The organism is Nocardia sp. BSTN01 (assembly GCF_015354405.1).
GTDB lineage: Bacteria > Actinomycetota > Actinomycetes > Mycobacteriales > Mycobacteriaceae > Nocardia.
Genome location: NZ_JADKYP010000092.1, coordinates 1 through 14,945 on the forward strand (window position 1 = coordinate 1; position 14,945 = coordinate 14,945).

Here is a 14,945-nt window from a genome sequence, read left to right on the forward strand (position 1 = left end):
AAACCGGATTCGACCATGCGGATGGCCGAGAGCAGGTACGGCACGAGCAGCGCGTTGACGACGAAGCCGGAGCGGTCGGCGGAGCGCACGACCTGCTTGCCGAGGACCTCGCCCGCGAAGGCTTCGGCGCGTGCGGACACCGCTTCGCTGGTCTTGAGGGTGGTCACGAGTTCGACCAGGGGCAGCACCGGCACCGGGTTGAAGAAGTGCATACCCACGACCCGCTCGGGGTTGTTGGTGGCGACGGCGATCTTCATGATCGGAATCGAGGAGGTGTTGGAGGCCAGCACGGCATCCGGGTCGGTGACGACCTTGTCGAGTTCGCTGAAGATCGCGGTCTTGACGTCTTCGCTCTCGACGACGGCCTCGACGACCAGCTGCCGGTCGGCGAAGTCACCGAGGTCGGAGGTGAACCGCAGCCGCCAGGCGGCCTGTTCGCGCTCTCGCTCGGTGATCTTGCCGCTGCTCACACCGCGATCCAGTGATCGCAGGATGCGGGCGCGGCCGGCGGCGGCCAGTTCCCGGGTCTGTTCGAACACGAGCACATCGACATGCGCCCGGGCGCAGACCTCGGCGATTCCGGCGCCCATCTGTCCGGCGCCGATGACTCCGACGCGCTGAATCTTCTCGCTGCTGCTCACTGCGGTTCCGCCTCTCCGGATTTTTTTGCGGGCGGCCAAGTGCCGCGGTAGTTGTGCATCCGTTGTTGCGTCGGGTGCCAAACCGGTTCTGGGTGTACCCGATGAGTTACCCATGTTCGTACGAAATCAGTTGTCTCGTATCGAATTTTGGTGGGGTACGTCGTCAACTGTCGGTGGTCTAAGGGAAAAGCCCTCCCCGCCGGGGCTGTTCGACGGGAAGGGCTTCAGACACTCGTTGCAGGAGTGCCGAGTCGGGTGGTGAGGCAACCCCGTGACTCACCGGGTACGACCAGAACTCGAGGCCGTACCCCACCGCCGGCCGCCAGCGCGACCGACGCGGCTCCTGGTCTGGCCAGAAGACTCGGGGAGGCGGATCAGTGGAACTGGCCCTCTTCGGTGGAGCCCTTCAGGGCCGCCGTCGAGGTGTTCGGGTCCACGGTGGTGGCGATGGTGTCGAAGTAGCCGGCACCGACCTCACGCTGGTGCTTGATCGCGGTGAAGCCACGCTCGGCGGCCGCCTTGAACTCGCGCTCCTGCAGGTCGACGAAGGCGGTCATGCCCTCGCGGGCGTAGCCGTAGGCCAGGTCGAAGGCCGCGTAGTTGAGCGAGTGGAAGCCCGCCAGGGTGATGAACTGGAACTTGAAGCCCATCGCGGCCAGCTCGCGCTGGAACTTCGCGATGGTGGCGTCGTCCAGGTGCGCCTTCCAGTTGAACGACGGCGAGCAGTTGTAGGCCAGCAGCTGGTCCGGGAACTCGGACTTGACGCCCTCGGCGAACTTCCGCGCGACCTCGAGGTCCGGAATACCGGTCTCCATCCAGATCAGGTCGGAGTAGGGGGCGTAGGCCTTGGCACGCGCGATGCAGGGCTCGATGCCGTTCTTGACGTGGTAGAAGCCCTCGGCGGTGCGCTCACCGGTGATGAACGGACGGTCGCGCTCGTCGACGTCGGAGGTGATCAGGGTGGCGGCCTCGGCATCGGTGCGGGCGATGACGACGGTCGGGGTGTCGGCGACGTCGGCGGCCAGGCGAGCCGAGGTCAGGGTGCGGATGTGCTGCTGGGTGGGGATCAGCACCTTGCCACCGAGGTGGCCGCACTTCTTCTCCGACGCCAGCTGGTCCTCCCAGTGGGTACCGGCGGCACCCGCGGCGATCATGGCCTTCTGCAGCTCGTAGACGTTCAGCGCGCCACCGAAGCCGGCCTCACCGTCGGCGACGATCGGCACGACCCAGTTGTCGACCGAGGTGTCGCCCTCGACCTTGGCGATCTCGTCGGCGCGCAGCAGCGCGTTGTTGATGCGGCGCACGACCGACGGCACCGAGTTGGCCGGGTACAGCGACTGGTCGGGGTAGGTGTGGCCCGACAGGTTCGCGTCACCGGCGACCTGCCAACCGGACAGGTAGATGGCCTTCAGGCCGGCACGCACGGCCTGCACGGCCTGGTTACCGGTCAGAGCGCCGAGCGAGTGGATGTACTCGCCTTCGGCGTTGACGCCCTCCCACAGCAGCTCCGCACCCCGGCGGGCAAGCGTGTGCTCCTCGACGACATTGCCCTGCAGCTGCACGACCTGCTCGGCCGTGTACTCACGGGTGATGCCCTTCCAGCGCGGGTTGGTGTCCCAGTCCTTCTGGATCTCCGCAGCGGTCTTCGGGGTGCCGACGTTCGACATCTGATGACTCCACTTCTTCGTTCGGTCTCGGTTGCCCCGCTCGCCGGACATCCGCGCCGACTACGGGTCGCGATGTCCGAACTCTGCTGGAGCGGCAATTTGCAGGGTTGCTATGCCCAACGGGTGTACTTCCACACGATGGCACAACTAAAAATTGCCGTCTACCTGTTGCAAGTGTGAATCTCCGCTAGCTTTGCGGGGCCCTTTGCTAAGCCTGCAAAATTTGCCTGGTGATTGCACGCTCTCATTCTACTGGCGAGTAGGGCTGACATGCGGTTTTACGTAACGCCCGTACTGTTTCAGTGAGCCTTACCACCGCGATGATTCGAGGGCACGCATTGCCGACTGTGAGGACCTTCACAAGCGAGGGCGGCCGCCCTCGGTGTGCGCCGCGCCACTCCCGGCTCCGTACGATTCGGACATACCTCGGCGGCTCGGCCGACCCGCTGTGACACTGATCGTCGTGCCCCCGGGGGTCGGCACCGGAACCCGGAAAGGAACACGATGCGCACACTGTGGACCGCGGTGGCGGGCGTCGCCTGCTCCCTGGCACTGGCCGCGACGGCCGCCGTGATCGAGGCGCCCGGCGCCGCGGCAGACCCGCCGGCGGTGCAATCGGTGGAGCCGCTGTCCGCGGCGGCGACGCTGCCCGGCTCCGTGGATTCCCAGCGCATCCTCTATACGACGAGCACGGTCGGGAACCAGCCGACGGTCGCGAGCGCCGCCGTGTACTTCCCGCCGGGACCGGCCCCGGCCGGCGGCTGGCCGGTCGTCGCCTGGGCGCACGGCACCGTCGGCCTGGGCGACAGCTGCGCCTACAGCATCGCCGGCCCCGGCGATGTGGAGCGGGACTGGGCCTATCTGGGCACCTGGCTGAAGCAGGGTTATGCGATCGTGGCCGCCGATTACGCGGGCCTCGGCACGCCCGGCGACCATCCGTACCTCAACGGCGTCGTCGAGGCGCACAACGTGGTGGACGCCGTGCGAGCCGCCGTCGGCCACTACTCGCAGCTCTCGCACGAATGGGTGGTGGTCGGCCAGTCGCAGGGTGGCGGCGCGGCGATGTTCACCGCGCGCTACGCGACCGAATTCGGCGGGCCGGAGCTGGACTACCGAGGGGCGGTCGGCACCGGTGTCCCGGCCTATATCGAGGACATCCTGATGCCACTGGGCCCGGGCATTCCGCCGGTGAAGCTGAGCCCGCACACCACCGGCTACGTGCTCTACATCCTCAGCGGCCTGCGCACCACATTCCCGGAACTCGGCATCGAATCCTTCCTGAACGACTCGGGCCGCTACTGGCTCGACCGCGCGAAGGACGAATGCCTCCTTCCGCTCGGTGACGATCTGGCCGCCGCCGGTGTGGTGATCGGCGATCTGTTCACCCGCCCGTTGTCGCAGATTCCGGATCTGCACGGTTTGCTGGCCGGCTACCTCGGGTTGCCCGAAACCGGTTACGACAGGCCGCTTTTCATGGGTCAGGGCCTGCGCGACACCGATGTGATCACCCCCGAGACGCTGCGTTACGCGGGAGTTCTGACCGCCAACCGGCAGCCGCTGACCTTCCGGGTCTATCCCACCGATCACAGCGGGACGGTGAACGCCTCACTGGTCGATTCGTTGCCGTTCGTTCGCGGCCTGTTCGCCTGACGGGACAACCCGGTCGGTTATTCGGTTGTGCTATGTCACAACCGGATTCCCGCGCCGATCGGTGCCCGTCGGGGAATTCCCATCGCCGACACGACGCCGCGCACGAGAGCGGTTATCGTGGCCCTCACGTGTGACGATCTGGCGACGGGACGCGACGACCGGCGGCCCGCCCACTCGCGCACGCTGATCGGGAGCATGTGATGCGTGACATCGTCGAGGACCTGCTACGGGTCTGGCACAGCGGCCGCACGGGCGGCCTGGCAACCCTGGTCCGCACCTTCGGCAGCTCCCCCTTACCGGTGGGCTCGGCGATGCTCGTCGACCCGGACGGCGGCGTGCACGGATCGGTCTCCGACGGCTGCTACGAGGCGGCCGTCTACGAGGCCGCGGTGGAGGCCGCACGCACCGGTCACCGGGAGTTGCGGCGTTTCGACGCCACCTCCGGTTTCGAGGTGAGCGCGGAATGCGGGACCATCGACGTATTCGTAGAACCGTTCTCCCGCAACGACTTTCCGGAATTCGCGGCGGTGGCCGGGGATATCGCGCGGCACAAGCCTGTCACGGTGTTCACCGTCGTGTGGCACAACGATCCGGAGGTGATCGGCCAGCATCTGGTCACCGACCGCCGGCACAACACCGAGCTGGTGTCACTGCCGGAATCCGATGTGTTCGTCTCCTCCCACACCGCGCCGCCCCGGCTGATCATCTTCGGCGCCAACACCTTCGCCGCCGCGTTGACGACGCAGGCCCGGCTGCTCGGCTATCGGGTGACCATCTGCGATCCGCGCGAGGCCTTCGCCGTTCCCGCGTCGTTCCCGGGCGCGGAGGTGGTGGTGGACTGGCCGCACCGCTATCTCAACGCCCAGGCCGGCGCCGGGGCCATCGACCGGACCACCGCGATCGTCGCCGCGACCCAGGACCCGAAATTCGAGATCCCCCTGCTCACCGTCGCGCTGCGGCTGCCCGAGCTGGGCTATCTGGGCGCGCTCGGCTCGCATTCGGCACACGACCATCGGCTCGAGGCCCTGCAGGCCGGCGGATTCGGCGCCGACACACTGGCACGGTTGCACGCACCGGCCGGCTTCGACATCGGCGCCCGCACTCCGATGGAACATGCCGTGGCGATCGCGGCCGAACTGCTCGCGGTGCGATCCGCGGGGTCGAGCCGGACCCCGGCACACGCCACGGCCGCCGCCTCCTGATCGGCGCCGGGGGTCGGCAACTCTAGGGTTCGAACCAGTCACGTGCCGAGCGTCGCAGCAGCAATCCCGCGACCAGCACCGAGACCACGGGCCCGAGCCAGCCGGGCGGGCGGCCAACGACGATCGAGGGCACCGTCCACAGTGCGTTGAGTATCGCGAGCAGCACCGCGCCGATCCGGATGCTCGCGCCGACGGCGCCGAAGGCCAGTGCGACCGCGCCCAATGCCCAGCTCGCGATGAACGACAGCCCGGTGATCAGTGCGACATGGGAGCCGGACAGCCAGCCCGCGGTGACCGTGCACCCGATGCCGACCAGGGCCAGTCCGAGCGCGAGTACCTGCGCCGCGCGCACCGTGAATGGCATCCGGCAGATCGCCACGTCGTCGGCCGGCGCGGCGGCACCGGGCTCCGAGGCGCGGCCGGATTCGTGGTCGGGGCCGGGCTCGACGGCAGGGCCCGTGCCAGGCGCGAGGTCGCGGCCGGCGACCGGTTCGGGGGCGGCAGCGGGGTCGGGGTCGGGCATCAGCTCACCTCTTCCGGAAACTCCGGTTCGACGATCCTCTGGTTCGGCGGTCCGAGGCGCCGACCATCGGCTTTCGGCGCGCAGACAACGACAAGCCCGTTCGAAATGTACCGCCCAGCACCGCCTGGGCCGCCGCATCGGCGCGGCGCGGCGGAATACGCCGGCAGGGCCCTTCACCCGATGTCGAAGTCCGGACCGCAGGCGTCAGTAGCCGCCGGCCGGGTCAGCCAGCTTCTCGACCACGACCTCTGCGAGCACCCGCTGCCGCAGCGACAGGTCGATCTCGCCGGCCACGGCCATCACCACCGCCGCGGCGGAGGTGGCCATCGCGTCGGCGAGGATCGCGGGCCACTCCGGCCGATCGGGTCCGGCCAGCGCGGCGATCACCGCGGCGGCCGCGGCGTCACCGGCGCCGGTCGGATTACCGGACAGCGGCTCGGACAGGGCGGCCGACCACGCGCCGTCCGGTGTCACCGCGACCATGCCGTCCGCGCCGCGGGTCGCGATCACCGCTGCCGCACCCGCGTCCACCAGCGCGGCGGCCGCCGCGGCCACTTCCTCGGTGGTGGCCGGGTGCGCGCCGGTCAGTCCCGTGAGCTCGTCCAGGTCGGGCATCAGGATCACCCCGGGCACCCGGGCGGCGGCCTCGAGGGCGAGACCGTCCACATCGCAGATCACCGGAACTCCGGCGTCGATGCCGATGCGGGCCAGGTCGGCCGGCAGCGACGCGCGGACGCCGCCGGGCAGCGATCCGGAGACGACGATGCCGCCGGCCTCACCCACCAGCCCGCCCACCCGCACCAGCAGCTGATCCACCGCATCCGGATTGGTGAGCCGCGCCCCCGGTTCCCACAGCGAGGTCGCCGCACCGGCGTGGCATTCGCTGATCACGACGGTGCGGCGCACCCACGGCAGCGCGTGCACGAAATCCACCGGCAGTTCGCGTTCGGCGGCCGCGGAGAACGTGTGATCGGCGAAACCCGTTGCGCGCGAATATTTCCCGATCTGATTGAGCACGCGGGTGACGTTGATGCCCTTACCGCCGACCCGCTGCTCGACGGACGAAACCCGATGCGCCCGTCCGGGTTCGAAGTTCTCGACGCGATAGGTCATATCGTAGGCCGGGTTCAGCGTCACGGTCAGAATCACTTCAACCACCGTCCTCGCCGCAGCACCGCGCGCAACTCCAGATCCGAATCCACCACCAGCACGTCGGCGAACATCCCCGGCCGCAGATCGCCGGCCGCCGTCGCACCGATCGCGGCCGCCGGTGTGGCCGCCGCCGCGCGCACCGCGTCGACCAGATTCACACCGCATTCGTGCACCGCCCAGCGCAGGCATTGCAACTGCCTCGCGGTCCCTCCGGCCAGCGCACCGCCCGGCACCCGCGCCACCCCCGCCTCCACCCGGACCGCCTGCGGCCCGAGACGGTAGTCGCCGTCGGGCAGCCCCGCGGCCTGCATGGCATCGGTCACCAGCGCCACGCGGTGCCGCGCGGTCGCGAAGACCAATGCCGCGAAACCGGATTCGATGTGCACGCCGTCTCCGATCATCTCCACCACCACATCGCCCGCGGCGGCGGCCACCAGCGCGGCGGCGACCGGGCCGGGCGCGCGATGATGCAGCGGCGCCATCGTATTGGCCAGGTGCGTGACCAGCGTCCCGGATCCGCTGGGCGCCAGCGCTTCCCGGAACCGCTCGTAATCGGCATCGGTATGGCCGAGCGCCACCACCACGCCGTGCTCGGCGAGTTGCTCGGCGGCAGCGGCGAATCCGGGGCGTTCGGGCGCCAGCGTCATCACGCGCAGATATCCGCCCGCGGCATCGAGCAGGCGCCGGACCAGGCCGGGATCGGGATCCAGAAGATAGCGGGGATCCTGTGCCCCGCAGCGCCTTTCGGACAGAAAGGGTCCTTCGACGTGAATTCCGGCGATCTCACCGCTCGCGGCCACCTCGCGCAGCGCCGCGACCTGGGCCACCATCGTGTCGGGTGCGGCGGTCACGATGCTCGCCAGTACCGTCGTGGCTCCCTGCCGATGGTGATAGCGCGCCGCCGCGCGGGCCTGTTCGGGATCGGTGGTGTCGAATCGGTGGCCGAATCCGCCGTGGTTGTGGATGTCGACCAGGCCGGGCAGCAATGTGCCGAGATGTGCCGGCGGTTCGGCGCCCCGATTGCCGAACGTCCATTGTGCGAGGGTCCGCACCGCCTCGATGCGCCCGTCCAGCACCTCGATCACCGCATCGTCGATGATCCCGGTCGAGGTGACCAGGCGGCCGCGCAGCACCGGCTGTCCGTCGTTCATGCCAGGCCCCCCAGCCGGGCGTACCGGGCGGCGCCGACCAGCCCGGCCCGCGCGCCGAAGGCACCGGCGACGACCTCGGGCACCGGCGCCACCCGCACCAGCCGCTCCAGTCGTGCGTGCAGTCCGTCGATCAGTACCGGCCCGGCGCCCGCCAGTCCGCCGCCGATCACGATGCGCTGCGGGCAGACCGCGTGCACGACGCCCAGCAGTCCGTCGGCCAGTGCGTCGATCGCGTCGTCGATCACCGCCCGGGCCTGCGCGTCGCCGGACACGGCCGCGAAAACCGCTTCGGCGCCGTCGATGTCGCGACCGGTGCGCTCGCCGTAGGCCCGTGCGATGGACGGGCCGGAGGCCACGGTTTCCACACAGCCGATATTCCCGCACGAACACCGCCGCCCGTCGCGGCGCACCGGAATATGACCGTATTCACCGGCCTGTCCGGCGCCACCGCGCACGAGCCGGCCCCCGACGGTCAGCGCCCCGCTGATCCCGGTGCCGAGATTCACCACCAGCACGTCGTCGGCACCGCGCCCGGCGCCCAGGCGCCACTCCGCCCAGCCGGCCACGGCCACATCGTGTTCGATCAGCACCGGAAATCCCCATCGGTCCTGAAAGCGGCTGCCCACCTTCACATCTCGCCAGCCGATATTGCTGCTGAACACCGCCACCGACCGTGCGGCGTCGACGATACCCGGCAGCGCGATCGCCCCGCGCCGCAGGCCGGCCCGCGTAGCGGAGGAGACCTCGGCCAGCAATCGGTCGCCGAGTTCGGCCATGGCGTCGAACGCCCGCTCGCCGTGCGGGGTGGGCACCGTCGCGGCGGCGGCGATCCGGCCGTCGGAGTCGCTGATCTCCGCCTTGATCGTGGTACCGCCGACATCCATGGCGAGGACCGGATCGAGCTCTTCCGCTGCCCTCATCGCAGGATCACCGATCGCCGGAGTCCGCGCGGGCGATCGGGATCCACCCCGAGATCCGCGGCCCGCAGCAGGCAGAGCCGATGCACGCGCACCAGCTCGGCCATCGGATCGATATCCCGATGCTCGAAATGGGCTCCGGTGGCGACTATGTCGTCGCGGAGCCCGGCGACGACGGGTCCCAGCGCCCAGACCGCACGTCCGGGCGCCGCGATACTGATGGGCCCGTGCCGGTATTCGTTGGCGAGATACCCCTCCGTCCAGGCTCGGCAGGATTCCCGCAGTTTCAACCCTGCCTCGTCCGCCAGTGCCGCGGCGAAACCCGTTCCCACGAAGGTGAATTGCTCCGCGTGCCGGAGCACGTCCGGCACACTCGACTCGGCGGCCTCGGCCAGCACCGCGCGGGCCTGTTCGATCGCCGGAGCGAGATCCTCCCCCAGATGCCACCGCAGGATCGCGAGAGTGGTTGTCGCGAAACGGGTTTGGACCACCGACCGCTCGTCGATCGCGTCGACCGGAATCGGGTCGGCGAGCTCGAGTACCGGGGTACCCGGGCTGGAGCAGATCACGGTACGCGCCGCCGCGGCAGGCATCGCCCGCATCGCGTCGACCACCTCGGTGGTGGTGCCGGAACGGCAGATCACCAGATAGCGGTCGTATGCACGCCCGGTTCGCACCGCACTCGCCGGCCAGGCGTCGGTGAGACCGTGTCCGGCCGACTCCCGGAGTTCGGCGATCGCCCTCGCCATGAAATAGGAGGTGCCGCAGCCGACGACCGCCACCCGTTCACCCGGGTGCGGTAACAGCGTTCGGTGCTCTGCCGCGACCTCCGCTGCCCATACCCAATCGTCGGGCTGGGTGGCCACCTCGGCGGCCAGATGGGGCCGGGGCGGATGCGTGCGATCAGAGCTCTCGGTGGAGGGCGGCACGGTCTCAGAATCGGACCCCGATTCGATCATGTCAACTAGATTCGGACGAGCCGGACCGGTCACCACCCTCCGGCATCCGCCGATGTCCCGCGAATGCCGCAGGTGACGGTTGTACAGAGGGGAAGGTTGACGCTGGTGTCCGGTCGGCCGCGCGTTCCGTTCACGCTCGCCGCGCTTCTCGTGGTGCTGTCGGTGGCCGTCGCCGCATGCGGTTTCCGGGGCCGCAGCGCCGACGATTCCGATCCGAACGCGCTGGCGCTGCTGGTCCCCGCCTACAGCGACACGACCCGTGCGGAGTGGAGCACGATCATCGCGAACTTCCGCGCACAGAATCCGGCGATCACGATCCATCTGCAGGTCGAATCGTGGGAATCGATCAACGAGGTGGTCCGCACCGATCTGCAGTCGGTGACCACCACTCCCGATATTCTCGGCATCGATGCCTACTCCGCCTATGCGACCGACGACATGCTCTATCCGGCAACCGATATCGCCGACCCGGCGGTACTGCACGACATCGATCCCGGTTTCGCGCGCAACGCCTCCATCGACGGAACCCAGTGGGCCCTACCGCTGTTCGCCTCGACGCGCACGCTGTTCTACAACACCGACCTGTTCGCCCGCGCCGGCATCACCGCCCCGCCGCGGACCTGGTCCGAACTGCGGGAGGACGCGCACCGCATTCAGGCCCTCGGCGGCGGCATCTCCGGTTACGGCCTGCCACTGGGCAGTGAGGAAGCGCAGGGCGAGACGTCGATCTGGACCTTCGGGGCCGGCGGCAGCTGGTCGGAAGGCGCCACCCTCACCGTCGACACCGACGCCAATCGGGAAGGGGTGCAGGCGATGTCGGCCCTGGCCGCGGCGGGCGACACCCAGCCGAATCCCGGCGCCACCGATCGCAAGGACGTGATCAATGGGTTCATCCAGGGCCGGATCGGCATGATCGAAGGTCTGCCGCCGGTGCTGGGCATGATCGACCGGCAGAATCCGGCGCTGCGCTACGCCACCGCACCGTCGCCGACGAAAACCGGCGCGCCCGTGACCCTCGGCGTCGCCGATCACCTGATGGCATTTCGCAAACACGGCAACAAACAGGCCGCGATCCGGCAGTTCCTCAACTACTTCTATTCGCCCACGGTCTACTCGGATTTCGTGCGGGCGGAACACTTCATCCCGATCACCGCATCCGGTGCGCGCGCACTCGCGCACGATCCGGTGACCGAGGCTTTCGCCGCCACCCTGCCGGTCGCCCGCTTCTATCCTTCCGCCGATCCGAAATGGGCCGCGGTCCAGGGCGCGATCCGGCAGCAGATGGGCACGGTGACACAGGGCGCGGACGCGGCGGAGGTCCTGCGCCGCATCGCGCGGGCGGCGCAATGAGCGCCCCCCGGGGCCGCACCGGATCCGCGATCCGCGCCCTGCCGTGGATCGGCCCGGTGATCATCCTGATCGCCGCCGTGGTCGCCTTTCCCGCCGGATACATGATCTGGACCAGCACCCGTGACCTCAGCCCCTACGGTCGCGATCGCGGCTTCGCCGGGACGGCCAACTTCCGCCGGCTGTTCGGTATCGAGGAACTGGGCAGCGTCCTCGCCCACACCGTCGTCTGGGTCGTCGCCGTCGTGCTGATCACGCTGGTGCTCTCGGCGGCGCTGGCGCAGTTTCTGGCCCTGGACTTTCCCGGCCGTACCGTGATCCGGCTGGCGATCCTGGTGCCGTGGGCGGCCTCGGTGGTCATGACCACGAGCGTCTTCGCGTATCTGCTGGATCCGGAGGTCGGCCTCGCCAATCGCCTCCTGGTCGATATCGGTGTGCTCGATCGGGGTTTCGGATTCACCAAGGAGCCGGGGCCGGCCTTCGCGGTGGCGATCGCGGTCGCGGTCTTCGTGTCGATCCCGTTCACCACCTATACGATTCTCGCCGGGCTGCACTCGATTCCGGCGGAAGTGGGCGAGGCGGGCCGGGTGGACGGCGCATCGGCCTGGCAACGCTACCGGTATCTGACACTGCCGCAGCTGCGTCCGGCGATCGCGGTCGCCACCGTCGTCAACATCATCAACGTCTTCAATTCGCTGCCGATCCTGCAGGTGCTGACGGGCAGCATCGCCGGATTCTCCGCCGACACCACGACCACGTTGACCTACAAGCTGATTCGGCAGAATCAGCAGCTCGCCACCGCCGCGGCGATGAGCGTGCTGAACTTCGCACTGATCACGGTGATCATCGCGGTCTATGTGAAACTGGTCCGACCGACCGCGGAGTCCGGCACATGACCACCCGGGAGCGGGCCGTGCGGACACCGAAGCGGCGCTGGGGACTGACCGCGGCCGGCGTGGTGATCGCGGCCGTCTTTCTCGTCCCGTACCTCGTGATGGTGCTGGGATCGCTGAAACCCCGGTCGGAGATCCTGCGCATTCCGCCGTCCTATCTGCCGCATCGGTGGCGGCCCGAGAACTACGCCGATATGTGGCACACCCCGGAGACGCCGCTGCCGTTCAATATCGTCAGCACTCTCGCCATCGCCGTCCTCGCGACCCTGCTCGTGCTCGCGGTGGCGGTACCGGCCGCGTATCACACTGCGCGACGGCGGTTTCCGGGTAGAGCCGTCTTTCTCGGCGCGGTGCTGGTCACCCAGATGTTGCAACCGGCGGTGCTCGTGACGGGCCTGATCCGGGAGTTCTTCGCCGTCGGCATCAACGACACCTGGTTCGCGATGATTCTGGTGAATGCGGCGTTCAACCTCTCGTTCGCGGTGTGGATCCTGCACAGCTTCTTCGCCTCCGTTCCGGTGCAGATCGAGGAAGCCGCGCAACTCGACGGATTGTCCCGGCCACGCATTCTGTGGCGAATCAGCCTGCCGCTGGTATGGCCCGGAATTGTCACCGCGACGATTTTCGTCTTCGTCTCCTGCTGGAACGAATTCGCGGCGAGCCTGGTGGTATTGACCACGCCGGAGAATCAGCCGCTCTCGGTGGCGCTGACGAAATTCGTCGGTCAATACGACACCGCCTGGCAGTTCGTGTTCGCCATCTCCACTGTCGGCATCGTGCCGGTGGTCGTGCTCTTCGCACTCATCGAGAAGCGGCTGGTCGCGGGCCTGACCGCGGGAAGCGTGAAGTGACCGGCACGGCTCCCCGACCCTGAGGACAATCGACTTGACGAATCGCATATACGGCTGTCATTATTGAAGTGGGAAGACACCGAATATATGGTGTCTCATTTTTGTTGTTCTCTCGACAACCTTCTCATTGCGGTGTACTTTGGGACCTCCCGCAGCCCGGATGCCCGCCAACTCTCGAAATACGAATCAGCCGTGAACAGTGATGCAATCTGCGCGTCACTGTCCATCGGCTCGGCCGAGGCATGTTCGGACGACATCCGGTGCGGATTGTGCAGACAGCCCCTACAGGACAAGCAGATCTCGTACCGGTCACCCGTGCCGTGACCGCGCGAGGTGCTGGAAGGATGCGCCTTGACAATCTCGCAACGACTCTCGTTCGCGAAACTGACCGAACCCCTGGAGATTCCGGGACTGCTCGAGGTTCAGACCGACTCGGTCGCCCGGCTGGTCGGAGCGCCCGAATGGCAGCGGCGCGCGGCCACGCGCGGCGATGACGCGATCGGCGGACTCGCCGAGGTGCTGGCCGAGATCAGCCCGATCGAGGACTTCTCCGAAACGATGTCGCTCACCCTCTCCGATCCGCGCTTCGAAGAGGTCAAGGCCTCGATCGAGGAGTGCAAGGACAAGGACATGACCTACGCGGCACCGCTGTTCGTGACCGCGGAGTTCGTCAACAACAACACCGGTGAGATCAAGTCGCAGACGGTCTTCATGGGTGATTTCCCGATGATGACCGACAAGGGCACCTTCATCGTCAACGGCACCGAGCGTGTGGTGGTGTCGCAGCTGGTGCGTTCACCGGGTGTGTACTTCGACGAATCGATCGACAAGGGCACGGAGAAGACGCTGTATTCGGCGCGGGTGATTCCGTCGCGTGGTGCGTGGCTGGAATTCGATGTCGACAAGCGTGACACGGTGGGTGTGCGGATCGACCGCAAGCGTCGGCAGCCGGTCAGCGTGCTGCTGAAGGCACTGGGCTGGAGCAGCGAACGGATCGCCGAGCGGTTCGGCTTCTCCGAGATCATGACCACCTCGCTGGCCAAGGACAACATCGCCGGCACCGACGAGGCGCTGCTCGACATCCACCGCAAGCTGCGGCCGGGCGAGCCGCCGACCAAGGAGTCGGCGCAGAACCTGTTGGAGAACTTGTTCTTCCGGGACAACCGCTACGACCTCGGCGCGGTCGGCCGCTACAAGATCAACAAGAAACTCGGGACGCACGGTGGCCGCACGGGCGGTCCGCGCGTGCTGACCGAGGACGATATCGTCACCATCATCGAGTATCTGTTGCGTTTGCGCGTAGGCGATTCCACGATGACCGCACCCGGCGGGCCGGAAGTGCCGGTCGAGGTCGACGATATCGACCACTTCGGCAACCGGCGGGTCCGCACGGTCGGCGAATTGATCCAGAATCAGATCCGCATCGGGCTCTCGCGGATGGAGCGAGTGGTCCGGGAACGGATGACGACCCAGGATGTCGAGGCCATCACCCCGCAGACACTGATCAACATCCGCCCGATCACGGCGGCGGTCCGGGAGTTCTTCGGCAGCTCACAGCTGTCGCAGTTCCTGGACGAACGCAATCCGCTGGCGAGCCTGACCAACAAGCGCCGACTGTCGGCGCTGGGACCGGGTGGACTGAGCCGGGAGCGCGCCGGCCTCGAGGTCCGGGATGTGCACTACAGCCACTACGGCCGGATGTGCCCGATCGAGACGCCCGAGGGCCCGAGTATCGGCCTGATCGGCTACCTCTCGGTGTACGCGCGGGTCAATCCGTTCGGTTTCATCGAAACCCCGTATCGCCGGGTGGTCGACGGCGCCGTCACCGACGAGGTCGACTACCTGACCGCCGACGAGGAGGACCGGCACGTCGTCGCCCAGGCCAACGAACCGCTCGATGCCGGGGGCCGCTTCGTCGCCACGCGAATTCCGGTGCGGCGCAAAAATTCCGAAGTCGAGCTCGTCGATTCGGCCCTGATCGACTATATGGAC

The 14,945-nt window shown here is 68.0% G+C and carries 12 protein-coding genes and 1 pseudogene; 6 read left to right on the forward strand and 7 right to left on the reverse strand.

Annotated elements, in window-relative coordinates:
- Both IRT45_RS34500 and aceA read right to left on the reverse strand, forming a co-directional pair.
- Positions 1-590: 3-hydroxybutyryl-CoA dehydrogenase (locus IRT45_RS34500; protein WP_228535901.1), on the reverse strand; the 590-nt coding region annotated here is incomplete at its 3' end.
- 425 nt (positions 591-1,015) lie between these two features.
- The gene (aceA, locus tag IRT45_RS34505; RefSeq protein WP_030518801.1) at positions 1,016-2,308 is read right to left on the reverse strand and encodes an isocitrate lyase; all 1,293 of its coding nucleotides are present in this window, start codon (positions 2,306-2,308) and stop codon (positions 1,016-1,018) included.
- A gap of 504 nt (positions 2,309-2,812) precedes the next feature.
- Between aceA and IRT45_RS34510 the strand changes: the two genes are divergently transcribed.
- Together IRT45_RS34510 and IRT45_RS34515 are read left to right on the forward strand one after the other, a co-directional pair.
- The gene (locus tag IRT45_RS34510; protein WP_194809961.1) at positions 2,813-3,958 is read left to right on the forward strand and encodes a lipase family protein; all 1,146 of its coding nucleotides are present in this window, start codon (positions 2,813-2,815) and stop codon (positions 3,956-3,958) included.
- 200 nt (positions 3,959-4,158) lie between these two features.
- The gene (locus IRT45_RS34515; RefSeq protein WP_194809962.1) at positions 4,159-5,160 is read left to right on the forward strand and encodes an XdhC family protein; all 1,002 of its coding nucleotides are present in this window, start codon (positions 4,159-4,161) and stop codon (positions 5,158-5,160) included.
- Between the two features lie 22 nt (positions 5,161-5,182).
- Here IRT45_RS34515 and IRT45_RS34520 read toward each other — a convergent pair whose 3' ends face one another.
- The 5 genes from IRT45_RS34520 to IRT45_RS34535 form a co-directional block, all read right to left on the reverse strand.
- Positions 5,183-5,683, reverse strand: a complete 501-nt coding sequence (locus IRT45_RS34520) for a hypothetical protein (RefSeq protein WP_194809963.1) — start codon at positions 5,681-5,683, stop codon at positions 5,183-5,185.
- Positions 5,684-5,887: 204 nt separating this feature from the next.
- Positions 5,888-6,832, reverse strand: a complete 945-nt coding sequence (locus tag IRT45_RS34525) for a hexose kinase (protein WP_309241285.1) — start codon at positions 6,830-6,832, stop codon at positions 5,888-5,890.
- Positions 6,829-7,986: an N-acetylglucosamine-6-phosphate deacetylase gene (gene nagA / locus IRT45_RS37375; protein WP_228535899.1), complete on the reverse strand. Its 1,158-nt coding sequence runs from the start codon at positions 7,984-7,986 to the stop codon at positions 6,829-6,831. Before nagA ends, IRT45_RS34525 begins: the two co-directional genes overlap by 4 nt.
- The gene (locus IRT45_RS34530; RefSeq protein WP_194809965.1) at positions 7,983-8,906 is read right to left on the reverse strand and encodes an ROK family protein; all 924 of its coding nucleotides are present in this window, start codon (positions 8,904-8,906) and stop codon (positions 7,983-7,985) included. Before IRT45_RS34530 ends, nagA begins: the two co-directional genes overlap by 4 nt.
- Complete coding sequence (locus IRT45_RS34535) at positions 8,903-9,832, reverse strand: SIS domain-containing protein (protein ID WP_194809966.1); 930 nt, start codon at positions 9,830-9,832, stop codon at positions 8,903-8,905. The genes IRT45_RS34530 and IRT45_RS34535 overlap by 4 nt, the downstream gene beginning before the upstream one ends.
- A gap of 135 nt (positions 9,833-9,967) precedes the next feature.
- Between IRT45_RS34535 and IRT45_RS34540 the strand changes: the two genes are divergently transcribed.
- The 4 genes and pseudogenes from IRT45_RS34540 to IRT45_RS34555 all read left to right on the forward strand — a co-directional run.
- Positions 9,968-11,212 carry an extracellular solute-binding protein gene (locus IRT45_RS34540; protein WP_309241286.1) on the forward strand — a complete coding sequence of 415 codons (1,245 nt, stop codon included), beginning with the start codon at positions 9,968-9,970 and terminating at the stop codon, positions 11,210-11,212.
- Positions 11,209-12,105, forward strand: coding sequence for a carbohydrate ABC transporter permease (locus tag IRT45_RS34545; RefSeq protein WP_194809968.1), 897 nt, complete (start codon positions 11,209-11,211; stop codon positions 12,103-12,105). The genes IRT45_RS34540 and IRT45_RS34545 overlap by 4 nt, the downstream gene beginning before the upstream one ends.
- Positions 12,102-12,953, forward strand: coding sequence for a carbohydrate ABC transporter permease (locus tag IRT45_RS34550; protein ID WP_194809969.1), 852 nt, complete (start codon positions 12,102-12,104; stop codon positions 12,951-12,953). Before IRT45_RS34545 ends, IRT45_RS34550 begins: the two co-directional genes overlap by 4 nt.
- Before the next feature lie 333 nt (positions 12,954-13,286).
- A pseudogene (locus IRT45_RS34555) lies at positions 13,287-14,945 on the forward strand (DNA-directed RNA polymerase subunit beta); the annotation flags it as partial.

Bases quoted from the DNA above. Each gene is read 5' to 3' on its own strand.
- aceA (WP_030518801.1), bottom strand. From the start codon at position 2,308: ATGTCGAACGTCGGCACCCCGAAGACCGCTGCGGAGATCCAGAAGGAC.
- IRT45_RS34510 (WP_194809961.1), top strand. From the start codon at position 2,813: ATGCGCACACTGTGGACCGCGGTGGCGGGCGTCGCCTGCTCCCTGGCA.
- IRT45_RS34515 (WP_194809962.1), top strand. From the start codon at position 4,159: ATGCGTGACATCGTCGAGGACCTGCTACGGGTCTGGCACAGCGGCCGC.
- IRT45_RS34520 (WP_194809963.1), bottom strand. From the start codon at position 5,683: ATGCCCGACCCCGACCCCGCTGCCGCCCCCGAACCGGTCGCCGGCCGC.
- nagA (WP_228535899.1), bottom strand. From the start codon at position 7,986: ATGAACGACGGACAGCCGGTGCTGCGCGGCCGCCTGGTCACCTCGACC.
- IRT45_RS34530 (WP_194809965.1), bottom strand. From the start codon at position 8,906: ATGAGGGCAGCGGAAGAGCTCGATCCGGTCCTCGCCATGGATGTCGGC.
- IRT45_RS34545 (WP_194809968.1), top strand. From the start codon at position 11,209: ATGAGCGCCCCCCGGGGCCGCACCGGATCCGCGATCCGCGCCCTGCCG.
- IRT45_RS34550 (WP_194809969.1), top strand. From the start codon at position 12,102: ATGACCACCCGGGAGCGGGCCGTGCGGACACCGAAGCGGCGCTGGGGA.